At 46.9% G+C, this 24175-nt stretch carries 26 protein-coding genes; 22 read left to right on the forward strand and 4 right to left on the reverse strand.

Features of this window, described 5'->3' with window-relative positions; genetic code table 11:
* Positions 1 to 155: 155 nt before the first annotated feature.
* The 10 genes from QP794_RS27455 to QP794_RS27500 all read left to right on the forward strand — a co-directional run bounded on the left by QP794_RS27455 (position 156) and on the right by QP794_RS27500 (position 11259).
* Complete coding sequence (locus QP794_RS27455; protein ID WP_024631304.1) at positions 156 to 1007, forward strand: helix-turn-helix domain-containing protein; 852 nt, start codon at positions 156 to 158, stop codon at positions 1005 to 1007.
* 172 nt (positions 1008 to 1179) lie between these two features.
* Positions 1180 to 2046, forward strand: coding sequence for a DUF6923 family protein (locus tag QP794_RS27460; RefSeq protein WP_285079911.1), 867 nt, complete (start codon positions 1180 to 1182; stop codon positions 2044 to 2046).
* 42 nt (positions 2047 to 2088) lie between these two features.
* On the forward strand, positions 2089 to 3456 hold the full coding sequence (locus tag QP794_RS27465) for an ABC transporter substrate-binding protein (RefSeq protein ID WP_285079912.1): 1368 nt from the start codon (positions 2089 to 2091) through the stop codon (positions 3454 to 3456).
* Positions 3457 to 3586: 130 nt separating this feature from the next.
* Entirely contained in the window at positions 3587 to 4477 is an 891-nt protein-coding gene (locus QP794_RS27470; protein WP_285079913.1) for a carbohydrate ABC transporter permease, read from the forward strand.
* A gap of 151 nt (positions 4478 to 4628) precedes the next feature.
* Positions 4629 to 5408 (forward strand): carbohydrate ABC transporter permease, encoded by a 780-nt coding sequence (locus QP794_RS27475; RefSeq protein WP_285079958.1) that lies wholly within the window; start codon positions 4629 to 4631, stop codon positions 5406 to 5408.
* Between the two features lie 14 nt (positions 5409 to 5422).
* Positions 5423 to 6277, forward strand: a complete 855-nt coding sequence (locus tag QP794_RS27480; RefSeq protein ID WP_285079914.1) for a metallophosphoesterase family protein — start codon at positions 5423 to 5425, stop codon at positions 6275 to 6277.
* Positions 6274 to 7482 (forward strand): Gfo/Idh/MocA family oxidoreductase, encoded by a 1209-nt coding sequence (locus QP794_RS27485; protein ID WP_285079915.1) that lies wholly within the window; start codon positions 6274 to 6276, stop codon positions 7480 to 7482. Before QP794_RS27480 ends, QP794_RS27485 begins: the two co-directional genes overlap by 4 nt.
* Positions 7479 to 8000, forward strand: a complete 522-nt coding sequence (locus QP794_RS27490; protein WP_024631297.1) for a GNAT family N-acetyltransferase — start codon at positions 7479 to 7481, stop codon at positions 7998 to 8000. Before QP794_RS27485 ends, QP794_RS27490 begins: the two co-directional genes overlap by 4 nt.
* Positions 8001 to 8150: 150 nt before the next feature.
* Positions 8151 to 9530 carry an amino acid permease gene (locus QP794_RS27495; protein WP_094938936.1) on the forward strand — a complete coding sequence of 460 codons (1380 nt, stop codon included), beginning with the start codon at positions 8151 to 8153 and terminating at the stop codon, positions 9528 to 9530.
* Positions 9531 to 9798: 268 nt separating this feature from the next.
* Positions 9799 to 11259: an alpha/beta hydrolase family protein gene (locus tag QP794_RS27500; RefSeq protein WP_285079916.1), complete on the forward strand. Its 1461-nt coding sequence runs from the start codon at positions 9799 to 9801 to the stop codon at positions 11257 to 11259.
* Positions 11260 to 11285: 26 nt separating this feature from the next.
* Here the strand turns inward: QP794_RS27500 and QP794_RS27505 are convergent, their stop codons facing one another.
* A complete protein-coding gene (locus tag QP794_RS27505; protein WP_285079917.1) occupies positions 11286 to 12269 on the reverse strand; it encodes a MerR family transcriptional regulator in 984 nt (327 codons plus the stop codon).
* Between the two features lie 428 nt (positions 12270 to 12697).
* On the opposite strand from QP794_RS27505, the gene QP794_RS27510 reads away from it, so the two are divergent.
* On the forward strand, positions 12698 to 13600 hold the full coding sequence (locus tag QP794_RS27510) for an SDR family oxidoreductase (protein ID WP_024631293.1): 903 nt from the start codon (positions 12698 to 12700) through the stop codon (positions 13598 to 13600).
* A 184-nt stretch (positions 13601 to 13784) separates the two neighbouring features.
* On the forward strand, positions 13785 to 14204 hold the full coding sequence (locus tag QP794_RS27515) for an ester cyclase (RefSeq protein ID WP_285079919.1): 420 nt from the start codon (positions 13785 to 13787) through the stop codon (positions 14202 to 14204).
* A 51-nt stretch (positions 14205 to 14255) separates the two neighbouring features.
* Here the strand turns inward: QP794_RS27515 and QP794_RS27520 are convergent, their stop codons facing one another.
* Positions 14256 to 15020 (reverse strand): GNAT family N-acetyltransferase, encoded by a 765-nt coding sequence (locus QP794_RS27520; RefSeq protein ID WP_285079920.1) that lies wholly within the window; start codon positions 15018 to 15020, stop codon positions 14256 to 14258.
* 168 nt (positions 15021 to 15188) lie between these two features.
* Here QP794_RS27520 and QP794_RS27525 point away from each other — a divergent pair, with 168 nt between their 5' ends.
* Genes QP794_RS27525 through QP794_RS27535 form a run of 3 tightly spaced genes read left to right on the forward strand, consistent with a single transcriptional unit; the run spans position 15189 to position 16862 of the window.
* Complete coding sequence (locus QP794_RS27525; RefSeq protein ID WP_285079922.1) at positions 15189 to 15851, forward strand: M48 family metallopeptidase; 663 nt, start codon at positions 15189 to 15191, stop codon at positions 15849 to 15851.
* 42 nt (positions 15852 to 15893) lie between these two features.
* Positions 15894 to 16280 (forward strand): iron chaperone, encoded by a 387-nt coding sequence (locus tag QP794_RS27530; protein WP_285079924.1) that lies wholly within the window; start codon positions 15894 to 15896, stop codon positions 16278 to 16280.
* 48 nt (positions 16281 to 16328) lie between these two features.
* Positions 16329 to 16862: an isochorismatase family protein gene (locus QP794_RS27535; RefSeq protein WP_285079925.1), complete on the forward strand. Its 534-nt coding sequence runs from the start codon at positions 16329 to 16331 to the stop codon at positions 16860 to 16862.
* A gap of 183 nt (positions 16863 to 17045) precedes the next feature.
* On the opposite strand, the gene QP794_RS33250 is transcribed toward QP794_RS27535, so the two are convergent.
* Both QP794_RS33250 and QP794_RS27540 read right to left on the reverse strand, forming a co-directional pair.
* The gene (locus QP794_RS33250; protein WP_350338901.1) at positions 17046 to 17126 is read right to left on the reverse strand and encodes a putative holin-like toxin; all 81 of its coding nucleotides are present in this window, start codon (positions 17124 to 17126) and stop codon (positions 17046 to 17048) included.
* A 97-nt stretch (positions 17127 to 17223) separates the two neighbouring features.
* Positions 17224 to 17511: a DUF6809 family protein gene (locus QP794_RS27540; RefSeq protein ID WP_285079926.1), complete on the reverse strand. Its 288-nt coding sequence runs from the start codon at positions 17509 to 17511 to the stop codon at positions 17224 to 17226.
* A 119-nt stretch (positions 17512 to 17630) separates the two neighbouring features.
* Here QP794_RS27540 and QP794_RS27545 point away from each other — a divergent pair, with 119 nt between their 5' ends.
* The 7 genes from QP794_RS27545 (at position 17631) to QP794_RS27575 (ending at position 23915) form a co-directional block, all read left to right on the forward strand.
* Positions 17631 to 17843: a helix-turn-helix domain-containing protein gene (locus QP794_RS27545; RefSeq protein WP_285079927.1), complete on the forward strand. Its 213-nt coding sequence runs from the start codon at positions 17631 to 17633 to the stop codon at positions 17841 to 17843.
* A gap of 81 nt (positions 17844 to 17924) precedes the next feature.
* Positions 17925 to 18134: a helix-turn-helix domain-containing protein gene (locus QP794_RS27550; protein WP_285079928.1), complete on the forward strand. Its 210-nt coding sequence runs from the start codon at positions 17925 to 17927 to the stop codon at positions 18132 to 18134.
* Positions 18135 to 18334: 200 nt separating this feature from the next.
* Positions 18335 to 19918 (forward strand): glycosyltransferase family 39 protein, encoded by a 1584-nt coding sequence (locus QP794_RS27555; protein ID WP_285079929.1) that lies wholly within the window; start codon positions 18335 to 18337, stop codon positions 19916 to 19918.
* Positions 19919 to 19923: 5 nt separating this feature from the next.
* Complete coding sequence (locus QP794_RS27560) at positions 19924 to 20511, forward strand: hypothetical protein (RefSeq protein ID WP_285079930.1); 588 nt, start codon at positions 19924 to 19926, stop codon at positions 20509 to 20511.
* 390 nt (positions 20512 to 20901) lie between these two features.
* Positions 20902 to 21906: a phosphotransferase enzyme family protein gene (locus QP794_RS27565; RefSeq protein ID WP_285079931.1), complete on the forward strand. Its 1005-nt coding sequence runs from the start codon at positions 20902 to 20904 to the stop codon at positions 21904 to 21906.
* Positions 21907 to 22110: 204 nt separating this feature from the next.
* Positions 22111 to 22641, forward strand: coding sequence for an HAD family hydrolase (locus tag QP794_RS27570; protein WP_053779262.1), 531 nt, complete (start codon positions 22111 to 22113; stop codon positions 22639 to 22641).
* Between the two features lie 134 nt (positions 22642 to 22775).
* A complete protein-coding gene (locus QP794_RS27575; protein WP_285079932.1) occupies positions 22776 to 23915 on the forward strand; it encodes a GntR family transcriptional regulator in 1140 nt (379 codons plus the stop codon).
* Positions 23916 to 24175 lie beyond the last annotated feature (260 nt).

The following is a 24175-nucleotide window of genomic DNA, read 5'->3' on the forward strand; positions in this document are numbered from 1 at the left end:
TGCTAACATTCATTTGTTGGCAGCCTGTTTTTGTAAGACAGATCGTCAAACCAAATGTAACAGTGCCGCTTCACATTCAAAATAGTGAACTCTTTTACCCACAGTTTATACATCCCGCATAGTAGGTTGCTAACGTGGTGAAAAGGGGTGATAGGATGAGAACAATCGAAAGAGTGTATCCGGCCGACAGCAAACCTGTACTCACAAGCCAAGCCCTTGGATGGGATCATCTGCAGGTGGCCCGGTGGCCCAGTCCTCAGCATGCTGCCGGGGGGCTTACCGGAACGAAGCATCAGATTGGTATCCATTGTTCGGCTTATTATGAGAATTACTACACCATTCATATCCTTCCTGCAGGAGAACCCGTTCTCTGTTCCTGGGGAAAGGCTTCACTATATTTTTTGCAAATTGAAATTCCCCCTTCATATCTGGAGCACATCGCGCGCGAATCAGGATTGCTGAAGGAAGGGTTTATTCAGTTGCAGCTAAAGTATTATGTCAAGGACCCCAAGCTGCTGCAACTAGGCCTCTGGCTGCTCGAAGAGCTACAGAATGGCGGCAGACAAGGGAAAATATACAGTGATTCACTCTCCAATATGCTCACCTTACATCTCCTGAACCACTATTCCCAGGTATGCACGGGGAGTACGCCCTCCAGAATGACTACCAATCAGGAAATCTATCAGTCCATTGAATATATGAAAGAAAATCTGGAGGCGGAGCTCTCCATTCAGGAGCTGGCCGACCGGGCTGCCCTCAGCCTGTCCCATTATATTCGGCTGTTCAAACAGCAGACGGGGCATACACCCCATCATTATCTGATTCGCTTGCGGATTGAATATTCCAAGCTGCTAATCAGCAAGGGAGAATACGGTTTGAAGGAAATTGCGGACCGGGCCGGCTTCTCGGACCAGGGTCACTTCACCAGAATGTTCAAGCGAATCGCTGGAACGACGCCCAAACAGTATATGAACGAGGTCTCTGCAAACCGGATTATTCTAAAATGATTGTTTTGTTCAATAAAAACAGCATTTTGTCCAACAGACGTCCTTAGCCTGAACGCTACAATATGTTTAAGCCAAGCAGGCAGTGAGTTCTGCTGGCTAAAACGGAGGTTACTGCTTCTATAATGGACGAGCCACTATAGAAGCAGGCCCACAATTCAGGAGGAGTCCATTAATGAAACTGAACAAAGTGTCTGGTTGGGTCTGTGCTGGAGTCTTGCTTGCAGGTTCTTTAACATCTGGTGCATGGTCGGTCCCCGTCGCGGCTGAAGCTGCGGATTATGCAGTAGCCGCTCAACAGGCAGCCGAATCCTGGCATGAGGTGTCCAAGCAGACTTTTTGGCTTACCGATGCCTTTGAGCGCGGCCAAGGCGTCACAACAGACGGAAACTCATGGATTTTTAACTCCCAGCTTGGTCTGCTCAAGACGGCACTGGACGGCAAGACGGTGCAGGCGCGAAATGCAGTTGCCATCCCCGCTGAGATAGCTCTAAAGGGCGGAGACCACATTGGCGACATTTCGTATTACAACGGGTTGATCTATGCTCCGATCGAAGACAGCAAGAAATACGAGCATCCTTACATTGCCGTTTATAACGCCTCGACCCTTCAATACACCGGAATCTCTTATGAACTTCCGCTGAACCTTCATCCCGGAGGGGTGCCCTGGGTAGCGGTGGATGCCGCTCGCGGCCAAGTCTACACAGCCCAATGGAATAATGCGCCGGTACTGAATGTATTTCGTCTCAGTGACATGAGCCTCATCAAAACGGTACCGCTTAGTCAGACTATTGATCGCATTCAAGGTGCCGAGATGTATAACGGTGCGCTGTACGCTTCTTCCGATAACAATTCACAAAAATCCGTCTACCGGATTGATCCGGAAACCGGTGCTGTCACGCTGGCCTTTGACCGGAATCTTGGAAGCAGCAATGAAGCGCAAGGCATCACTGTACTTCCCACGGCAGATGGTGCGGTCCTGCATATCCTTGATGTAGGCTCGAACCGTGTAAGCATGAATTTCAGACATTACGCATTTTAATCAGGGCCGTAAAAGTTCTGCACATATGAGGGGAGAAAATACATGCTAAAGCAGGGTAGAATGATGCTGGTTGCGCTTGGGTTAACGTTCATGTTGACCGGCTGCGGTCAGGGAGGGGCCAGTGAAGCGGATTCAAAGGCGGGAACAGCTACAGCGACTTCAACAACTGAAGCCGGTAACGCTTCAGTTGAGACATCCAAGGAGCCGGTTGAAATCTCGTTTTATTATCCGGTCAACGTCGGTGGTCCGCTCACCAAGGTTATAGACGGAATGACGAATTCTTTTATGGAGAAGTTTCCTGATATTAAAGTTAAGCCGGTCTATACCGGAAACTACGGGGATAATACGATCAAAATTCAGGCAGGCGTTCAAGCTAGCCAGCCGCCGGATGTGGCTGTAATGATGTCCACCGAGCTGTACAGCATGCTGGACACGGAAGCGATTATTCCACTCGATGATTTTATTGCCAAGGATGCGGATTACAACAAGGATGACTTCTATCCGGCCTTCGTGGAGGATACCCAAGCGGATGGGCATACCTACAGCATACCGTTCCAGCGAAGCACGATCATTCTTTACTACAACAAAGACATGTTTAAGGCAGCCGGGCTTGACCCGAATAAGCCGCCGACGAATTGGGATGAGTTGGTGGAATATGCCGGAAAGCTGAATCGTGATGGACATACGGGACTGGAGATTCCGGGCAATGACGATTCCTACTGGATGTTCCAGATGCTTGCCCGACAGAATGCGAGCGATCCCAAGCAGAGCATTATGGGGAACGATGGCAGGAAGGCCAATTTCAATACGCCGGAGAACGTTGAGGCTCTGCAATTTTGGCTTGATTTGTCCCGTAAGTTCAAGGTAATGCCTGAGGGAGTTATTGATTGGGCGGCTACGCCAACTGACTTTATTGAAGGCAAGACGGCTATGATGATGCACACCAGCGGCAATCTGACAAATGTGAAAACCAATGCCAAATTCGACTTCGGTGTAGCCTTCGCACCCGCTAATAAGCAATACGGATCACCTACAGGTGGGGGAAACCTGTACATTTTCAAGGATACGACTCCCGAGAAACAGGCAGCAGCCTGGGAATTCGCCAAGTTTATGACTGCGCCTGAGCAGGCTGCACTGTTCAGTTCGTCATCCGGTTATGTTGGGGTGCGCGAATCGGCCTATGATACGGAAGCAATGAAGACCTATACCGATGGCTTTCCGCAGGCACTCGTTGCCCGCGACCAGCTGCAGTATGCGTTCAGGGAATTATCCACACATAACCATGGCAAGGTGTCTTCGGCTTTGACGAACCAGATTCAATCCGCGCTGGCTGGCAAAATTGATGCGGCCGGAGCATTGAAGGCCGCGCAAGATGAGGCGGATCGTGTGCTCGCTCCTTTTAACAAATAAAGCTGCTGCATTCATGTATTCAGTATGAAGAGAGCCTGGCGGGAAGCCATTCATATGCCTCCCGCCCATACCTCTTTATAAGCGGCGAATGGAAAAGCAAAGCGCATAATGTATAAGGGGGAGTTAGGGCATGAATACCCGCTGGAACGAGAAGCTTAGGCGCAACGGGTTTGGGTGGGCGCTTGTACTGCCATCTCTTCTGTTTCTTGGCATGTTCACTTATTATCCGATGCTTAAATCAGCATGGCTCAGTCTGTTTGAGCAGAATTTGGCTGTTCGCACTCCCGTATTTGTCGGAATGGACAACTATAAAGCTTTGCTGCATGATCCTATCTTTGTTGAAGTGTTCAAAAATAATATTTGGTTTGCTATCGGTACAGTTCCTGTGTCTATGGCGCTGGCCTTTGTCATGGCATTATTTGCTGATAAAGCAATCCGTGGCAAAAGCTTGGTCCGAGTTGCTTTTTTCTACCCGAATATGATTCCAATGATCGCAGCTGCGAGCATTTGGCTGTTTCTTTATATGCCTCAGTTTGGTTTATTTGCCCGGTTTGCTTCCTGGTTCGCAGGCAGTGAGGTGAATCTGCTCGGCAATCCGGATACGGTGCTGGGCTCGCTGATCGTAATGACCGTCTGGAAGGAAGCGGGATACTTCATGATCTTTTATCTGGCTGGCATGCAGCAAATTCCGAAAGATTTATACGAGTCCGCCTCGGTAGACGGAATCAGTGCGTGGACACAGCAGCTGCGAATCACCATTCCACTAACGATGCCTACGACACTGTTTGTCACTGTTGTGGCGATCACGAATGCGTTCAAATGGGTGGATCATCTGTGGATGATGACCAAGGGAGGGCCGGATCATGCCAGCAGTCTGCTGTTGTATTACATCTATGAGACGACCTTTAGTTACAATGACCAGGGGATGGCAGCGGCCATGACCGTCGTAATGATCGTTCTGCTCCTGATTATATCCTGTCTTCAGTTTGCCGGATGGGAACGCAAGATTCATTATCAGTAAAATGTGGAGGGGATGGACAATCATGAAGAATACAGCCGACCTGTCCTTGTCCGTCAAAACGATGAAGAAGAAGGACAACCTGTCGCTGGACAGGAAGTTCCAATCCGCACGGCGCCGCCGGATCGCCGGACAAGTCGTTTGGCATACAATCATGCTGTTGTTTGCTGCCGTGTGGCTGATTCCGCTGATGTGGATGGTGAGCAATGCCTTTCTTCCCAGAGAGGCTTCCATTGGTGCCGGCTGGTCCTGGCAATTTACGCTGGACAATTTTAGTCGGGTATGGGAAGGGGCACCGTTCGGACAATACATGTGGAATACGTTGCTGGTGACCGCAGGGATCTTCGCGGTTCAGATTTTCACATTGACACTGGCAGCGTATGCGTTCGCACGAGTTGCGTTTGTGGGACGACATATTTTATTCATGCTCTTTCTTGTGCAGATTATGGTGCCGGCAGATGTACTCATTTTCTCTAATTATCAGATCATTAACGAGTTGGGACTGCTGGATACCAAGATCGGGGTTATGCTGCCTTATTTCGCCTCTGCCTTCGGCGTTTTTCTGCTAAGGCAAGCCTTCAAGCAGCTTCCCAACGAGCTGGAAGAGGCTGCGCGTGTGGAGGGCTGTTCCTCGCTGGGCATTTTGCTTCGGATTTACATGCCGCTGTCAAAGCCCGTCTACCTTTCGTTTGCGATCGTTTCCATCAGCTTTCATTGGAATGACTTTCTCTGGCCGCTCATTGTGACGAACTCCCCGGAGAATCGTCTGCTGACGGTAGGGCTGGCCATGTTTGCGAAATCAACCGAAGCAGGTGCGCAGTGGACGGATGTCAGTGCAGCTACGCTGATCGTGACGGCGCCGATGCTGATTGGCTTTCTAGTATTCCAGCGGCAGTTCATCAGCAGCTTTATGCATTCGGGCATCAAAGGATAAGGGAGAGATCGAGGATGAGATTGATTATAATGGGGGATTTGCATTATCCTGCTCTGTTAGTTGATGCAGATGACCAGATGATTGAGGCAAGGGATGCTTTTTATACAGCGTATTTGGCAGAATTTCTGGACTTCTCGGCTGACTATCATATATCTATTGGTGACCTGACACATGCTGGTGAAGCTTTGGAGTTCGACTTTATTATGAGCAAAGTTCAAAAGGTGCTACCGCAAGGGAGGTTTCTGTACGCACTGGGCAACCATGACACCCATGCCTGTTCCAAGGCCGAGCTTGAAGCTACAACCGGACAGAAGCGTTATCTGGCCATTGAAGAAGAAGAGGCGGTCCTGCTGGTGCTGGATACTGCCCGCGAGAATCCCGACCACTGGGGCGGCATGATGGATGAAGAACAGATGGATTGGCTGCGCGGACAGATGAACAAGTATGGACAGAAGACGCTGCTCGTCTTTGCCCATCATCCTGTATACGATACAACGGCCAGATCGACAGAGCCGATGATGTCTCTTGATCCGGAACTCGACCTATGGTCTGTCCTGAAGGAGCATCAGGGTCAGGGCATTTACTTTAACGGACACAATCATGTTCAGTCTGTCATCCAGCGAGACCAGTGGCATTTTGTACAAATCGCGGCTGTGCCGGATATTCCTGCCGTGGTGCTCGTCAACCTTCAGGACCAGCAGATGAGCATACATACGTTTGAACTGCAAGGCGCGCACTATCAGGAACTGGCGAGGACGTTTGTCAAAGGGTTGTATGATTATGAGCCGCATCCTGATGCCAAAGGCGACCATGATTCAACAGAATTGATCTTTACGTTATCGTCTGGCAAGAAAGAGATGACGCCATGAGCCGCAAGCGGGTCAGGCTGGCGATTGTCGGTGGCAACCGGGGGGCAAGCTTTTTGAATGCCTTGCATTCTCTGGCTGACCGTATAGATTTGACGGCTACTTGTGACTTGAATGAATTGGTGCTGGAGCAGTGGAAGGGGATTTTTCCAGGAATCAGGACGTACAGTGACTATTCGGAAATGCTGCAGGATGCTTCGATTGATGCAGTATTCGTGATCAGCCCGATGCATATGCATGCTCGGCATTCAATTGATGCGCTGAACGCAGGCAAGCATGTGTTAAGTGAGGTCATTGCGGTACAGTCGCTTGAGGAAGCCTGGGAATTGGTCGAGACGGTGGAGCGTACGGGATTGAAATATATGATGTCGGAAAACTATTGCTTTTCCAGGTCCAACCTGACGGTTAATCATATGGCACAGCAAGGTCTATTCGGTGAGATTACCCATGTGGAGGGTGGCTATATTCATGATTTGCGCCATCTGATTCATCATCCGAACGGCTCGCTAACCTGGCGGGGTCAGCTTCACCAGAATTACAACGGAGTCAATTATCCGACACATTCCATTGGACCTGCCGCACAATGGATAGCACTGAATAAACCCGGCGGCGATCGGCTTAAAAGCATTTCGGCGCAAGTCTCTGAACCGCGAGCGCTTCAGAATTATTTCAGTGAGCAATTTGGCAAGGATCACCCGGCTGCCCGTGAAGGCTATTGGAGCCAAGGGGATTCAGCCGTTGCCGCCCTGAAGACCGAGAAGGGCGTTCTAATTACGCTGCGTGTCGATTGGGTTTCCGTCCGGCCCCACAATAAAACGCATTATATGCTGCAAGGAACCAAAGGCGCTTATTTGTCAGCGCGCCATCCATATGAGGAAGACCTCGTATGGCTCCAGGACCGCTCTCCGGTCAATGGGGAGGACGGCTCGGAAATGTGGGAGGAGATGTCCCGTTATCAGCCGGAATACGACCATCCGAAATGGAAGCAGTGGGGTCATCTGGCCGCCGGCACGAAGCATGGCGGGGGTGATTTTCTGGTGCTGGAGGAGTTCATCTCCGCCATTCAGGAAGATCGAAGTCCGCTGGTTGATGTATATGACGCCGTGACCTGGAGCTCGGTTTTCTTCCTTTCCATGGAATCCGTGAAGTTGGGCGGGAACACCGTGACATTTCCGGATTTTAGAGGAAAGGCGGGCTCTGAAGAATGAGGGATGAACGCTCCAAGCTGGTCATGAAAAAGGAAACGTTGGCGGATCTGCCGCAGCTGGACATACCGGAAGGTTACAAGCTCAGATCATTTCACCCCGGAGATGTTACAGAATGGGAGCATGTGATCCGCATTTCCTTTGCGAGGGAAATTGCCTTCGGCGACAAGATTGGTTTCCAGCCGCCATTTATGCCGGAGAAGATTCTGTTTCTCTGTTATGAGGGACTTGCTGTCGCCACTGCTGTAGCCTGGGAGAAAGAGGATGCCGATATCAACTGTGGATATTTGCATATGGTCGGCGCTCTGCCGGGACACTCCGGGAAAGGACTGGGGTATACCATCGCCCTGGCTGCCTTGCACCGGATGAGAGAAGAGGGCAAACAAGCAGCCCTGCTGGAAACCGATGACTTCAGGCTCCCGGCCATTTCTATTTATCTTCGGTTGGGGTTTGTTCCTTTACTTGTGGAGGAAGAGCATAGTGGTCGCTGGGAAAGGATATTCAACGAACTGATGAGTTAGTGTATAATGAATCCGCTTCCTTACATTCCTTGTTGTATTTTTCTGACGCATCTCGTACAATTTGGTGAAGTAATTCTGCATTGCGGTAATGCGAATGTGGAGTTGTAACCTTACAATCGTAAGATGTACACACGAAAAGGGGAATGTCGTTTGGAATCAAAGCAACTATCTAGAGGGCTAAAGCCCAGACACGTTGAACTGATTGCCCTTGGGGGCACCATCGGCGTTGGATTGTTTATGGGATCGGCAAGTACGATCAAGTGGGCAGGTCCTTCGGTGCTGTTAGCCTATTTGCTGGCTGGGATCATTATCTTTTTTGTCATGCGGATTATGGGGGAAATGCTGATACAGGAGCCAGTGACGGGTTCGTTTGCCACATTTGCTCATAAATATATTAGCCCGCTTGCCGGGTTCCTGACTGCCTGGAGCTACTGGTTTCTCTGGGTTACGGTGGGTATGGCGGAAGTGACGGCGATTGGAATCTATGTGGGTTATTGGTTCCCGGATATACCACAATGGCTGCCTGCCTTGGCTGGCGTGCTTATTATTGCCGCGGCGAATTTGGCAGCTGTGAAGTTTTACGGCGAGTTTGAGTTCTGGTTTGCCTTGATCAAGGTGACGGCGATTGTCTTCATGATTGTAATCGGAACCGGGCTGATCTTCTTCGGTCTGGGTAACGGTGGTGAACCGATTGGTCTGTCGAATTTGGTAAGCCACGGAGGATTTTTCCCCGGGGGTCTAAAAGGATTTTTATTTGCCTTGTGTATCGTAACGGCTGCCTATCAGGGCGTCGAAATGGTCGGAATTACGGCTGGCGAAGCGGAAAATCCGAAGGTTACACTGCGTAAAGCGATCAAAAACATCGTGTGGCGTATTCTCATTTTTTACGTCGGGGCGATCTTTGTCATCGTGACATTGTATCCTTGGAATGAAGTCGGAGAAACGGGAAGTCCGTTTGTACTGACGTTTGCCAAAGTCGGGATTGTAGCCGCGGCGGGCATTATCAACTTTGTTGTACTCACTGCCGCGATGTCAGGATGTAATAGTGGGATTTATAGTGCAGGACGGATGCTCTATACGCTTGCAGAGAATGGACAGGCACCGGCCTTTTTCAAAAAGCTGTCCAAAGGCGGGGTTCCCCGCAACAGTATTATCATCACGATTTCTTTACTGCTGATCGGTGTGGTGCTGAACTACCTGATGCCGGATTCGAAGCTCTTCCTGTACATCTACAGTGCAAGTGTTCTTCCGGGAATGGTTCCGTGGTTCGCACTTGCTTTTAGTCAATTCAGATTTCGTAAGCGTTGGGGCAACGAGATGGGAGACCACACCTTTAAGTCCAAATGGTTCCCGATCAGCAACTACATCATCATCGTATATCTGACACTCGTTATTATCGGTATGGCATTTAACCCGGATACGCGATTACCGCTGATTGTCGGGGCTACATTTATGGCGATCGTTGTGATCGGATATTTCGTATTTGGCATAGGGAACAGACAGCGGGTAGATGGAGGAGACGACCACTAGCCTCAGCTCAAAGATAAGATGGTGCGGCACTCGTAGTGGCAAGGTGTATAATTTCCCTAGTCAGCTTATATCGTAACATCATACGTGCATTCCTTGTCCACATTGGAATCCTTCGGGAGATCCAGTGTGATGCAGGGAGTGCTTTTTTTGTTTTTCAAAATTGAGGCTTGAATCTCCTGTTACTGGAGGTTTTATGATTGCAAATAGAAGAGCTGCTGCACGATATAACTTCAAAATTCAATTGTGGCAGAGAAGGGGGCAAGGACAGATGAGGACACTAGAATGGATTTATCTTATTTTCAATGTCGTAATGCTGGTGTGGTTGATTGGAGGGAGGAATAAATCCCGGAACATGGCATGGGGAGGCTTGGTCATATCGGGTGCGTTATTACTTTTTCAAGGGTTGGTCGAGGGACTGCGTTGGCCTATGATTCCGGCGTATCTGCTCACACTGATTCCTCTGATTGTGTTAATCGCTAAGAGGTCGAAGTCAACGGTGGGGCGGAAATTCGGACGTGTGCGAGTCATCGGAACATCCCTGTTCGTATTGGTATATGCTGTCGTGACCATTGGGCTTCCACTTCTGTTCCCGGTATTTTCGTTTGATACACCAACAGGTTCTTACGGGATCGGTACGGTTTCCTATGACTGGACGGATGAGAGCCGGGAGGAACTGCTGACGAGTACAGCCGGGGACAAAAGGGAACTGATGGTGCAGATTTGGTATCCGACGGATAAAGACACCAAGGGAACAACGGCTCCTTATGTGAATGATCCGAAGGTCTATGCAACAGCCTTTAATGATGTGCTGAAGCTGCCAAAGCTTTTATTTACAAGCCTGAGCCAAGTTAAAACCCATGCCATTCAGGAGGCATCATTATCTGATGCGGAAGCCAAGTATCCGGTCATCCTTTTCTCTCATGGTCTCCATGGCTATGAAAATCAAAATACGTTCCAGGTGGAGCAGCTGGTCAGCCAAGGTTATATTGTTGTGGGTATTAATCATACGTACAGCAGTCTGGTCTCCGTGTTCCCGGATGGGCGTGTGGCGCAGTTTGAATCCGAGGGCAAGGAAGGCTTCGATCAGCTGCAATTTAGTTATATGGACAAGCTCAACGAGACATGGGTGAAGGATGCGCAATTTGTGCTGGATGAAGTGGAAAAACTGGCGGCAACTGATCCAAACGGGCGTTTTAACGGTCATATGGATCTGGATAACATCGGCATGTTTGGACATTCGTTTGGCGGGGCAACAACGGTACAGATGCTGATGGATGATCCTCGTGTCAAAGCAGGCATGAACATGGACGGCGTATTGTTTGGTGAGAAACGTATACCGACAGAAGGCGTTGGTAAACCGTTCCTGATGATGAGTGCAGACACGACTGTTGCAGGCACAAGTGTCATGAGTGACGATGAGATTGCAGCTATGGGTACGACCCGCCCGGAAGCAGAGAAATACTACGAAGAAGTATATACCCGTTATGAACCGGTGACCGCAGGAGGAAACTACTGGATGGAGCTGAATCAGACCAAACATCTGAGCTTCTCGGACCTCTATCTGATATCTCCTATTCTCGAATGGTCACAGGATGTAGATGCAGAGGGAGCACACCAAATCATAAACGATACAACAATCGATTTCTTCAACCACTATCTGAAAGGACAACCGCTCCAGTTGGACAGTGAAGTGGGAGAACATACATCTTATTCATTGAAAAAAGGCTGAACAACCAAATGGAAGAAGACTGAATTTCAGTCTTCTTCCATTTGGTTTAACCGTAGTCGCATGCCTTCCTGCAACAGATTAATGCCGTCTACGATCTGGCTCCATTCGGGATTCACGATCTTGCAGAGCTTGTTAAAACGAAGGATGCGCTCTGTCACGGAGTCGAGCATATAACGAGCCTGTTTGCGAAAAAATGCTTCCGGATCATCAGCGTGTTCAACACTGGCGTACATCATCACAAAATCCCACACCATGCTCTGCACTGCGGGGCTATCTAACGGCCAACGTTTCACCAGAGCTTCGGTGGCACGAATGCGGAGGGTCTCCATTTTTTTCACCCAGGCGTCTGCCTCAATCTGTGGATGATTCGCCATAGTGAAGAAGGGGAGTTCAAGACGGGCCAGATCGGCGATGTAGGCCGGATCGTTGATGATTTCCTGGACTTCTTTCCATGCCAGTGTTTGTTGGGCAGACAGCTTTGTATCTTTCATCATGTATTTGTCGAAAAAATGCAGAAACGAAACTCTCCATTCATGCGGAATGCCGTCCAGCAGATGAGATTCTTCCATTTTGGTGGAGATGAATTTTTTCCTTTTTTGGGCATTGGCGGTTAACGAATCCACCAGACTTGTAACATACGCAAGAGACTGTCCGGAATGGAGCGTATCTTCTGCTTCATGCTGTTTGGCTTGTTGCAGAATGGAGAGCATGGAATTCATGGTTCCGATCTGGGTTTTCAGGGCTTCAATCTGCAAATCCAGCGCCTGTGACACGCCAAGTTCACCGGACATCAGCTTGCGAATATCCGGTATGCCAAAATTCAAGTAGCGAAGCGTTGTGATCAGTTCCAGCCGCCACACGTCTTGCGGTGTATAGAGGCGGTGACCACCTTCCGTATGAAAAGAGGGCCGGAGCAGCTCGATTTCATCGTAATAACGGATCGTTTTGACCGTCGAGCCAATCATTTTGGCCGCTTCACCGATTGAATAAGTATCTTTGCTTTGGTTCACGAGATCACCTCATCATCTATTATACAACCTCCAGTCACTGGAGATTCAAAGTCGAAAAGTTTCCCATGGAAATGTTCAGATCCAGTTTAAATTTCACCCATCTCGGTTACAAAGGAAAGAGTGCAACTTTTATGACAACAACATAATAAATAAATTTAAATTTACACAGTCTATTTAAATTGAACTTATTTTCTACACATTAACGTAGAGGGCAGAGAAAGCCTGGAGAAGTGAAACTAAAAGCTTTCTAAAAGAAAGCTGCTTCGAAAGGATATGCTTCGCCTTTATCACCGGATTTCCCCTTAATTAGGGATAGAAAAAATCTGGGGATAACAGCGATCGGAAGGTTGCTCTGACCGCGTAGTGACCAGTGTAGAATCAATTGGTTCTATTTATAGGGTGTAAATTAATCCGAGGAGGAATTGAACATGGCTAATCAAGACCAGCACACCATGCAAGATCCGACGACACAATATCCAAAGGCAACATCAGATTGGAAGCAGCAGCAGGAGGAGCCGGGGCTTCAACGGGAAATGACTCCTGTTCCTGATGCGGGTGAAAAAAGTTATAAAGGCAGCGGGCGTCTGACCGGACGCAAAGCGGTTGTAACCGGAGCAGACAGCGGTATTGGTCGGGCAGCAGCTATTGCTTTTGCCCGTGAAGGCGCGGATGTCGTCCTGGCTTACCTTCCTGAGGAAGAAGCCGATGCGAAGGAAGTGGTTAAGCTGATCGAAGAAGCAGGCCGCAAGGCTGTTGCGATTCCAGGTGACCTCAAGGATGAGAAATACTGCGAAGAACTTATTGAATCTGCTGTAAAAGAGCTCGGCGGGATCGATATTCTTGCCAATGTGGCAGGGAAACAGCAGTTTGTTGAGCAGATCGCCGATCTGACCACAGAACAATTCGATGCGACATTCAAAACCAATGTCTATTCGATGTTCTGGCTCTGTAAAGCAGCTGTGAAACACATGAAGCCAGGCAGCTCCATCATTAACACGTCTTCTATTCAGGCATACAAGCCATCTCCAATCCTGCTGGATTATGCGACAACAAAGGCAGCAATCAACACGTTCAGCAAAGCGCTGGCCCAACAAGTCGGCAGCAAAGGCATCCGTGTGAATGTCGTCGCTCCAGGCCCTGTATGGACACCGCTTCAGGTCGTTGGTGGACAACCCGTAGAGAAGCTTGCTGATTTCGGCTCCAATACGCCGCTTGGCCGTGCAGGACAGCCTGCGGAAATGGCGCCAGCGTTTGTGTTCCTGGCGAGCCAGGAATCCAGCTATGTGAGCGGCGAGACATTGAATGCAAACGGTGGTACGGTTAGCCCGTAATTGGGATAGAGGAAGGTACTACGTCCAGAAAGGGCGGAGTGCCTTCTTTTTTTTATGAAAAATTTAATAATTGTCGACTCACTATTATAAATTGAAATAGTACTTGAAGTTGCAGAAAAACAGTTAGTAAATAATAATTCCTTCTGGTACAATGCATGATAAAACGAAAAATGGAGTAGATTGGATGACGCCAGAACAGATTGTCAGAACTTTTTTTGAAGAAGTACGCTCGGGTCGCAATCTTGATTATGCCAATACACTGATGGCCGAGCAGGTGCTGGCTCACCAAGTAATTTCGGAAGAAGAAGTGACAGTCACAAGAACACCTTCCGACTATGCGGATCATGTGAGGGAAATGATGGAGGCGTACGGAGATTTTTCGCTGCAGATTCAGGAGCTGCTTGCACAGGAAGATAAAGTATATGTACGCTGGAGACAAGTGGGTACTCATGTCGGAGAAGTGGATGGATATGCGCCGACCCACCTGCCAGTGATTGAAATTGCGAGTGCGGTATACCGGGTGGAGAATGAGCGAATTGCAGAATACTGGATTCAGATTGACAGGCTGGGGATCGAAAAACAATTGGAACGCAATCAGAGCTGAGAACCAGCTCTGATTGCGTTCCAATTGTTCGAAGCCCAGGTCCGATCTAGATCAGACTTGGGTTTCCTTGACCCTATACCAGTAGGTATAGATCTCCGAGAAGCCAAGCTTGGCATACAGTTTTAATGCGGGAGCATTGTTAGCAACTACTTGCAGGTAACTGGAGGTAGCGCCATTCTCTTTTCCCCAATGCAACAGATGAAGGATCATCTGCTCGGCCAATCCCCGATTCCGAAAGTTAGCGTCTGTAATGATGTCATACAATCCAATATAGCCTCGTTCCACCACACCGAATCCACAAGCAACGACTTGTCCGTCGATGAACAGCGAGATGAAACCTGTGCGCGTACGGATGTTGGTCAACATTTGTTCCATCGTTCCCCGATGCAGATCATTCACCTGATTCAATCTGCAAAAGTGATCCAACCACTCTCCGGTTAATTGATCGTTTATTTTTACTTCAGAGTACTCAGGCTCCTTAATGGTTTCCAGGCTCCGAGTCTGGACAAGGCTCAGATCCAGAACATCATACCCCTTTTCATGCAAAAGTTGGTCGAGATGATCCGGCTGGATAAACGGTGTAATCTTAAATATGGTACTTAACTGATTGGAAGCGTAAATTCGCTCGCATTGCTCGATCTTTTCATGCACATCCAGGGTCGAGTAGTGAAGAGGTTGAATAGAGTTGGCGCGCTTCGTATATCCACGTGCAAAACGCAGTAACCATCCGTCAAAAAGCAAGGTGGATAAGGGCTGCCAATGGTTAAGCGATAGTTCCTCAATGGTTTTGTAATCCGGATTCGATGTAGGGGTCATATCTACCCTCCTATATTATAATTTGATAATAATACATATTAATGAATAAAAATTCAATGAAAGAATTATAATTCGCTGAACATTATGCATGGAGTTACTGAATAGGTTACAATCTGAAGAATAAATCAGAATTTTGACATTGAAATATCGGAAGAAGTGGAGCACGTTATGCTAACTATTGAAATAAACAATCATCCTATTACCTGTCATATTGAATATGGAAAACGCAAGAAAGTCTCCATCACTATGGATTTACCTTATATGGTCACAATCAAGGCTCCCAATGGCACCAGCGAAGAAATGATTCAACAACTTGTGGAGCAGCATGGGGAAGTGATTTTGACGAAATCAGCCTTGATGCAGCAGGCGCTGGATGGTCCTCAAGCCAAGGAATACGAAGAGGAAGGCAAGGGAAAGTTCCTGCTTTTTGGCCAAGAACATGCGCTGCATGAGTTAATTGACGTAGAGGGTTATTCGGAAGAAGATTTGCGTGCGAATCTGAAGAAGTTTTATTTTGCCGAGTGTAAAAGAATGATCGGTGAGCGCATCGGCCGTTACCAGCAGGAGTTGAAGGTGAAGCCGAAGTCTGTGGATATCGTGGAATCGGCGACCAAGTGGGGAAGCTGCAGCTGGGACAAAAAACTTACGTTTAACTACCGCTTGGCGATGGCACCGCTGGAAGTGATTGATTACGTGATCATTCATGAATTGTGTCATATTCACCACATGAATCATGATCGTTCGTTTTGGCGTCGTGTTGGCAGTATTATGCCAGACTACAAAGCCAAGGAAGATTATCTGATGCGAAATGGCCGAGCCATGACGTTGTGAAAAATGCCATACCACGAATGGACGTGGTGGAAGGAGTTTAAGATGTCAGAGAGTACCTCTTCTGATGTGCTGGTAGATGAATATATCTCGCAATTTCCTTTGGATGTACAAGTTAAATTACAGGCATTAAGACAGATTATTCGCGATTCCGCTCCCAATGCGGTGGAGAAGATCAGTTACAAGATGCCCACATATGCAGAGCACGGGAACTTGGTTCATTTTGCCGCTTACGCCAAGCATATCGGATTTTACCCGAGTGCCAGTGGGATCGAAGCATTTAAGGAAGAACTCTCACGGTATAAAGGAGCCAAAGGATCGGTGCAATTTCCCATAGATCAGCCATTGCCAGAAGAATTGATCCGCAGAATTGTGGAATTTCGGGTACAGGAAAATGCGAAGAAGGCTTTGGAAAAGAAACGAAAGAAGTAGTGGAAGTGGGAAAACGTCTATCGATCAACTAAAGCAAGGGGAAAGCATATGAACAAAGCTCTGATTGTATTGGATGTGCAATACGGGATTACGTCATTGAGGGATTTCACAGTACAGGTAGGGAACATTGAAGCAGTTATCGCTGATTTTGAACAGCGGAATGAACCGGTCATTTACTTGAAACATGTAGACTATGACCACGAGGGATCTTCACTATTTTACAAGAATGCTGCGGGTCTGGAGATTGTAGTCGACACTGGGCGGCATACGATTCTGGAAAAAAGTAAACCTAACGCCTTTAGCAACCCGGAGTTGAAGAAATTGCTCGATGAACATCAGGTGGAACATGTGTTTATTGTGGGATTTAATACAGAATATTGTTGCCTGTTTACGACAATTGCGGCCGAGCATGAAGGGTTCAAAGTCACTCTGATTGAGGATGCAACGGGTTCGGTAAATACAGAAGGTACTTATGAAATGCCAGGATTGGACATTCAGGACTTTGTCGGTTCGGTTCTGAACTGGTCCAATTGTATTGAGGTTTTATATTTGCACGAGTATAAGGAATTGTATGAGGATTAACACGGTTTATATGTGACTTCTAAGATTTGAGTATGGTATAATTAGAGCAGATTAGACGTAAAATGCAAAGAGGGCCGTGCTGGTAACACGACTCTCTGAGCAATAGCCGCTTTTAAGGGCGGTGGGCTTCAGTAACATAAGGGCACGATGAAATAGACCGCATTCCTTTGCTATGGGGGCGGTCTATTTGCGTTTATCGGACAGAATGGCAACGATGAGCGTACCGAAGGTAAGCATCAACATGATTGCTTCAAAAACTGTCACAGGGCATCCCTCCCTTCATGGCGAGGTAGCCGACCGACCCTTTAAGCCTATTCTATTGCTTTGTTGATTATAGCATATTTTGTAAGAAGCTATGGCGTCAGAATCTGTGTATATGTAACTCACTCATTAGCTGCAGGGCATCCCGGAACCCTTGTAAATAAATCTCTCTTTCCAGAAGTGTTTGCATAGAAAGTTGAGTATCTTCATATAAAAAAATAGTCTGATTCAGATGTTCAGGTAAAGCTTGGCGAATGGTATGAAAATAATGATCAGATTCTTCAGATAGTTGGGTATAATCAGGCTGCGTGTGAGACAAATTGTTGTATAATAACTCTAAGCGCGTTCGGATTAACGGTTCTGCCAAAGATTCCAGAGATTCTATCATGCATTCTCCTACTTTCTATGAATTGAACTATAGAGATTTAATAACTCATGGAGTTATGATATCTTAATTAGTTATTAACGTAAAGAGTTACTATATTTTATGTTAAGGGATGTTTTCAGATGATCAAATTCACTCTCGAACAAGTTCTGAAGGATAAGGGTATGTCTATGTATGCTTTGGCTAAAAAAACAGGAGTTCGTCCGAATACCATTGGACAATGGGTAACGGATAGCGGTTTTGAAGTCAAATCGATCACAATCGACACCCTTGAGAAAATTTGTGTAGCACTGGAATGTCAGCCAGGTGATCTGATCAAGTATATTGACGACTAGAAGTCATGTTTAATAGGCAATACCAGGCTGGGGGTACATTTTTACATGGCGTTATACCTGTTTGTTTGGAGGAGAACATGTATGATTAAGATTCATTTATCTCGAATTATGGGAGAGAAAAGAATTAACATTGCCGATTTATCCCGACAAACCGGACTACATAGAAATGGGATTGCCAAATTATATAATGAGGAAACAGATGGCGTGAAGTTCGATACGCTGAATCGAATATGCGAGGCTTTGGATTGTGAGATCCAGGATATTATTGAGTTTATTAAGGACGAAAAGTGATCTTCAACGATTAGCTTAAAGCCCATATACTCTTTTATAAAAATAGACATACGGACCGTTACCTTAACCAAGGGACGGTCTTTTTTGTGCTTGAAATCATCTCCCAATGAGTATTCATTCGCACGAATCTGAATTCAGCCTTTTTTCAGGTAGAGGCATTATACTATTCCCGAATCCTGTACTGGAAAAGGAGTTTTGGCATGTCTAAGGTGATCCATAAGTCGCTTTATCTCATTCTGCTTATTTTTGTCGGTGTGTTTATCGTTTCGTCCCTGTTTGTCCGGGCGCAGTACAATTACACCTTGTACGGGGATAATCCGATTCTGGGCGCGCAGGAGTGGAGTATTTTTATCCCGGTGATTGCATTGCTTCTTGTATTCGGTGTCTTGCTATACCGGCTTTGCCTGAAGCTGAACAAAACCAGCCCAAAGGTTGTTATTCCGGTGGTGCTGCTATGTTCTCTAGCTATTCAAATCATAATTATCTTCGTATTTCCAAGAGTGCCTACCGATGATTCACAGACGGTGCTTTCGCTCTCCATGAACATGCTCTACAGTCAGGACTATTCCTCGTTCGAAACGGGCGGTTACTTGCACATGTTCCCGTTTAACTTTTCTACCGTCTTGTATCTAAAAACATTGCTGTACCTGTTCCCGGATAATTATCTGGTGATCAAGCTGTTCAATATTTTGTTTTCAACCGTAACGACATTAATGATTTATCTCATTTATAAACAGTTAAATAACAAGTCCACGGAGCGTGATTACGGGGTTCTGATCTTCGCGGCGACGTATCTGCCGTCTCTGTTTCTGAATAACCTGATCTATAACGATGTGATTGCCACGGCATTTCTCACGTCTTGTCTGTATTTTTTGATTCGATTCATACGTGAAAAGTCCTGGAAAACAATCCTTATCGCTGCCATTCTGCTCGCGGTTGGAAACTACTTCCGAAGCGTCGGCGTGATTGTGCTGATTGCTGCCATGTTAACCATTCTGCTGAATATGCGAAGTATTGGATTCAAGAAAGGAATTGCCTCCATTTTTGTGCTGGCTATGTTGTTTAACGTCCCAGGTTGGACTCAGAATGCGGTCTTGAATTCTTCTGGTGCTGTAAGTGAACCTGTTGGGGAAAATTCGGCTCCGGTCTATATGTGGCTAAACATGGGTATTAATCTCGAAAGATTCGGCTTCTGGGATAATATGGAGAGCTACCAGATCTATCAGAGAGATGCTAATTATAATAAAGCTGAAAGCACGGAGCTGTACAAGCAGGAGATTGAACGGAAACTGTCAGAAGCCAGCTTAAGTGACTTGGCCCAGATGTATTACAAAAAGATCATATGGACCTGGACCGAAGGAACCTACCAAATGGATCGATATGGCATCGGTAATGAAAGCTCCTCGGGGATGGGAGGAGGAAGAGGTGGGGGAATTGCCGGCTCCTATAGTTATACCAATGCGGTAACAGACTTGTTCCAGGGAGATTCCGTCTACCGGACGGGGGTGCTCTGGGTCGTTTATGTGATGAATTTCTTGATGTACTGCTTTATTGTTATTCGCTTAATCGGTAGTATTCGTGGAAAAAGGTATGATGAGGTCTCTTTAATTCTGGTTATTCTCGGATTTATCGGATTCTATATTCTGTGGGAGATTAAATCGAGATATATCTACCCCGTATATCCGTTGCTGGTTGTGTTGTCGTACATGGGATTCAAAGATGCGTATAATTTCATGTTTCATAGAAAACTCGGCTGGGAACGCTCTTCCCTGAGAAAGAGGTGATCCGTATGCGAAAAAAAGGATATCTCACATCGGCTATGCTCCTGTTGTTTACCTGCACAGTTCTGCTCTCCGCCTGCGACGCCATCACTGCCCAGAACATTACGAATACCGGTTCTGCCCAAGGCATGAATGGTGGCGGAATGATGAATGGCGGTGGCCCTGGCATGAACGGAGGAACACAGAGGGGCGGGGGCCAAGGAATGAATGGCAGAACAGGCAGCCCGGACGAGATGCGGGGAATAATGAATGCCGACCTTACGGGCAGAGTTACTTCCGTTGAAGGAAGCACAGTCACGATCGCATTACTTGAGGTGCAGGACAACTCATCCACAGGCTCCACGAATGGAAATGGAAGACAACCAGGCGCCTCCAGAGGCGGGAGTACAGACATGAAGGATACTGGCATCGAAATGAAATTGAACATTGGTGATGATGTGAACATCTCACAAGGAATGGGCATGGGGGCACCTGGTAACAACCAAAGCGCCGATTCTTCCATTCAGGTGTCTGATCTGAAAGAGGGAGATATCGTTATGGTGTGGTACAAGGAGAACACGGAGACTGTAGAACGCATGGTTGTTACCCAATCCTGATAACCTTTGCCTGTAATCGCTTATTGGAGTATTATGGAAATAACTTGTTTTTCGGAAGGAGTGAGCGTCATGAAACGACGGGCTAAGATGATGCAAAGCATGACTACAACAATTAAGGTGAATACGAACTGAATAGATCCGGCAGAGCAACGGACGCATGGCGAAGCATTTGGCGTTTGCTTATGTGAAGATCCGAAGTCTGCCGACATATAGGGATATAACTGCTCATTTATCCTGGTATTCACAAGGTTTATTTGCTTATGAAAGTATACCTCGTGCTACCTGAATTTTTTGAAGCCGCAGGCATAGCCTGCGGCTTTTTGCGCGCAAAAATAGGAATTGGAACCCTAAAAGCGTTCTATATTAAACGACCCATAAGGAGATACGCTCATGTTAAAACTTAAATATTTATTCCAGAATAACGATCTCGCCGAGATGATTTTGAAAAACTGGAGTTATGATCCGGAGTCACTGGACATGTTTCAGTATTATCGTATATCCTCCAATGCCGTGTATCCGTTCAGGGATCAGGGAGAGATTCACTTGCTTCGTTTTGCCCCGGTAGAGGAGAAAAATCAAACCAATCTTGCAGCGGAACTGGAGTTCCTGTCCTTTCTTAAATTGAACCAATATGGAGTCATGGAAGCTGTGCCATCCCGTGAAGGAAATGAGTTGGTGGAGGCCCATACGCCTTGGGGAATGTATTATGCCTCCGTATTCAAACGAGTCCCGGGTAACCAGATGGGCAGTATCGATTTAAATGACCAGATCGTGCACAGCTTGGGTGAGGCATTGGGTAAGCTGCATCGTTTATCTCGCGAATACACACCCAAACAGGCGAAACGCTGGACTTATACGGATGTACTGGATTGGATGAAGGACGTGCTGGGGGAGTTCCCTGGCGAGACTGCGGCGCTCAATGAGGTAGGAGTTCTCCGGGATTCTTTTGCACATTGGCCCGTTACACAGCAGACCTTCGGGTTAATTCATTATGACTTTGAACTGGATAATGTCTTCTATGACGAGGAGAGAGTGTCCTGTTACGCCATTGACTTCGATGATGCGATGTACCACTGGTATGCAATGGATGTGGAGCAGAGCCTCGATAGTTTACAGGAGGAAATCCAGCCGGAGCAATGGGACCAGAAGAAGCAAACGTTTATGCAAGGGTATTGGGCAGAAGCTGGAGACACCTATGATATGGAGTCGATGTTCCCTGCATGCCGTCGCTTTGCCAATCTGTACGGTTACGTACGTGTGCTTCGATCTGGAGCAGAACAATGGGCGCATGAGCCGGAATGGATGAGTGGATTAAGAGTAAGGTTGGATAAAGCGATGGCAGAAAAAGCAAAGCAATTCGGTAAGCAGCAGAACCTACAACTACCGTCCAATTGATCCTGATTATTTTTTCGGTCGAGATGATTAAGCTTAAATCAGGTATCCGCACGAGCTCGACGAAAAAATGATTGATTTTTTATTCGTCTCCATTGTAACATTGGATTAAGCGCTATACCTTATTTTGGAACATCATTGTATATGGTCAAACGGAAGCCGGCAAGTCGTTACACCAATTGAATGAAGAGGACGGTCATAACGGACATGGACGACAAAAAGCTAATTATCTTTTTTGACAGCGGCGATACCATCGTTGATGAATCTACCGAGATTCGGGACGAAGAAGGAATTGTTCTAACTGCGGATCTGATTCCGGGTGCGGATATCACGATTCAAAAGCTTCATGAACAAGGATACACACTGGCCCTGGTTGCTGACGGCGATGCACAATCCTTCAAGAACGTATTTAAGCAGCATGGACTTCATGATTATTTTAGCGCAATGATTATTTCGGAGAATATTAAAGCCAGCAAGCCAAGCCCGCGGATGTTCAAGGCAGCAATTGGTGCGCTTGATTTGTCCGAAGGGGATTTTTCCAGGACAGTGATGATTGGTAATAACCTGAGCCGTGATATGAAGGGAGCCAACGCACTCGGCATCACCAGCATCTTTCAGAGCTGGACGCCGCGTTATCCCCATGAGCCGGTGGATGAGACAGAACGTCCAACTCATACAGTTGGTGAACCGCTGGAGTTGCTTGAACTTATTGAACGGCTGAATGCCGAGGTCAAATAAATAATCAATTTCGACCAGCCCTTGAGCAGAAGGAAAGAATCTCATTCAACCTTCTGCTCAAGGGCTATTTTTACTTTTCACCTGAGAAAACGATAGAATGATCATAAAATCCGGAACTGGAGTAGGTGATTCACATGGAAGAACCACATCGGAAGCCGTTGTTATACTTGCAAACTGCCGATTGGGTGATGGGAGAAATTCGCAATCGGAAATTGCAGCCACATGATCCCGTGCCATCGGAAGGAGAACTCGCCAAACTGTATTCAGTCAGTCGCATGACAGCCAAGCTTGCGCTGCAAATTTTGGAGAAACAAGGCATAGTCTACCGGTTGGCGAGGCGAGGCACATTTATGTCAGGTGATTATTTGAGCGGTCTGGGTAAAGAGCTTTTACCTGGGAATGTAACTACAGACCAGAAGCCTGTAAAGCGAAAAATTGCCTTGTTGTTCCCCAACATGGATGATTACGTGGCCAGAATTATAGCATCCGTCGAGCAGGAAGCGCGGAAATCCGGGTGTCAGCTGTTGGTTCGGATCACCACGGATAAAGAGGATGAAAGCTTTTACCTGCAAGAGCTGTACGAGGAAGGAATTGACGGGATTATTCTTTTCCCCCGGGGAAGAACTCGTTGCAGCGAGAAGGTGCTGGAGCTTAATCTGCTGAATTATCCACTGGTAATCATCGATCGAATCTTCCGTGAGGTCAATATTGATTGTGTGTACCATGACCATTATCAGGGAGCCTATAACTTGACAGAGTACTTAATTGAGAGAGGACATCGGGAGATAGGCTATATTTCCATGCCGTTTGATGGAGTGACAAGCCGGGAGGATCGATATAAAGGATATGTGCAGGCCATGCTGGACTACGCGCTGACGGTCAATGGGCGTAATATCCTCTTGGATTGTGCAGAGGATTACATGCTCAACCTGAATGGATCCAATCTCCAACTCGTGCATTTCATTCAAAGTAATCCTGCAATGACGGCGGTTGTGTGTGCGGATGATTATCTCGCAACTTCCTGTCTGCACACGGCCTTGTCCATCCAGAAGCGGGTACCTGAAGAGCTGTCTATTATTGGTTTTTCCGACATCCAGTTGGCGAGTCTATTGCCTGTTCCGCTGACCACGGCAAGACAAACCACAGAGAAGCTTGGACAAGCAGCAGTGAATTTGCTGTGCAAACGGATGGAGAATTCCCGGGAAGGTGCGCTATCCATCAAGGTAAATACAACCATCATCAAACGAAGCTCCGTACGAAATCTTAATCCATAAACTATTGATGTTAGTTCCGCTCATTTAAGCCTTTCTTATCTTGATTTAAGGATAAGAAAGGCTTCTTTTTATATCAGTGACATATATTATTTATATCTTGTTCAACCTATGAAAATACATAATATGTTATATTTATCGTTGTTTTATGCAAATATATTGTAAATTATAGTAGTTATATGAAGTTTTTTCTGAGAAAGATTTACACTTTATATCATTGTATATGTCAATGACATATATTAGTGTGAAGTTATGCCACGTAT

Origin of the sequence: Paenibacillus sp. UMB7766-LJ446 (assembly GCF_030226665.1) — a bacterium.
GTDB lineage: Bacteria > Bacillota > Bacilli > Paenibacillales > Paenibacillaceae > Paenibacillus > Paenibacillus vandeheii.

Bases quoted from the DNA above. Each gene is read 5' to 3' on its own strand.
- QP794_RS27545 (WP_285079927.1), top strand. From the start codon at position 17,631: ATGATCAAATTCACTCTCGAACAAGTTCTGAAGGATAAGGGTATGTCT.
- QP794_RS27550 (WP_285079928.1), top strand. From the start codon at position 17,925: ATGATTAAGATTCATTTATCTCGAATTATGGGAGAGAAAAGAATTAAC.
- QP794_RS27555 (WP_285079929.1), top strand. From the start codon at position 18,335: ATGTCTAAGGTGATCCATAAGTCGCTTTATCTCATTCTGCTTATTTTT.
- QP794_RS27470 (WP_285079913.1), top strand. From the start codon at position 3,587: ATGAATACCCGCTGGAACGAGAAGCTTAGGCGCAACGGGTTTGGGTGG.
- QP794_RS27460 (WP_285079911.1), top strand. From the start codon at position 1,180: ATGAAACTGAACAAAGTGTCTGGTTGGGTCTGTGCTGGAGTCTTGCTT.
- QP794_RS27455 (WP_024631304.1), top strand. From the start codon at position 156: ATGAGAACAATCGAAAGAGTGTATCCGGCCGACAGCAAACCTGTACTC.
- QP794_RS27530 (WP_285079924.1), top strand. From the start codon at position 15,894: ATGTCAGAGAGTACCTCTTCTGATGTGCTGGTAGATGAATATATCTCG.
- QP794_RS27465 (WP_285079912.1), top strand. From the start codon at position 2,089: ATGCTAAAGCAGGGTAGAATGATGCTGGTTGCGCTTGGGTTAACGTTC.
- QP794_RS27560 (WP_285079930.1), top strand. From the start codon at position 19,924: ATGCGAAAAAAAGGATATCTCACATCGGCTATGCTCCTGTTGTTTACC.
- QP794_RS27520 (WP_285079920.1), bottom strand. From the start codon at position 15,020: ATGACCCCTACATCGAATCCGGATTACAAAACCATTGAGGAACTATCG.
- QP794_RS27525 (WP_285079922.1), top strand. From the start codon at position 15,189: ATGCTAACTATTGAAATAAACAATCATCCTATTACCTGTCATATTGAA.
- QP794_RS27500 (WP_285079916.1), top strand. From the start codon at position 9,799: ATGAGGACACTAGAATGGATTTATCTTATTTTCAATGTCGTAATGCTG.
- QP794_RS27565 (WP_285079931.1), top strand. From the start codon at position 20,902: ATGTTAAAACTTAAATATTTATTCCAGAATAACGATCTCGCCGAGATG.
- QP794_RS27485 (WP_285079915.1), top strand. From the start codon at position 6,274: ATGAGCCGCAAGCGGGTCAGGCTGGCGATTGTCGGTGGCAACCGGGGG.
- QP794_RS27510 (WP_024631293.1), top strand. From the start codon at position 12,698: ATGGCTAATCAAGACCAGCACACCATGCAAGATCCGACGACACAATAT.
- QP794_RS27515 (WP_285079919.1), top strand. From the start codon at position 13,785: ATGACGCCAGAACAGATTGTCAGAACTTTTTTTGAAGAAGTACGCTCG.
- QP794_RS27490 (WP_024631297.1), top strand. From the start codon at position 7,479: ATGAGGGATGAACGCTCCAAGCTGGTCATGAAAAAGGAAACGTTGGCG.
- QP794_RS27540 (WP_285079926.1), bottom strand. From the start codon at position 17,511: ATGATAGAATCTCTGGAATCTTTGGCAGAACCGTTAATCCGAACGCGC.
- QP794_RS27535 (WP_285079925.1), top strand. From the start codon at position 16,329: ATGAACAAAGCTCTGATTGTATTGGATGTGCAATACGGGATTACGTCA.
- QP794_RS27570 (WP_053779262.1), top strand. From the start codon at position 22,111: ATGGACGACAAAAAGCTAATTATCTTTTTTGACAGCGGCGATACCATC.
- QP794_RS27475 (WP_285079958.1), top strand. From the start codon at position 4,629: ATGCTGTTGTTTGCTGCCGTGTGGCTGATTCCGCTGATGTGGATGGTG.
- QP794_RS27575 (WP_285079932.1), top strand. From the start codon at position 22,776: ATGGAAGAACCACATCGGAAGCCGTTGTTATACTTGCAAACTGCCGAT.
- QP794_RS27480 (WP_285079914.1), top strand. From the start codon at position 5,423: ATGAGATTGATTATAATGGGGGATTTGCATTATCCTGCTCTGTTAGTT.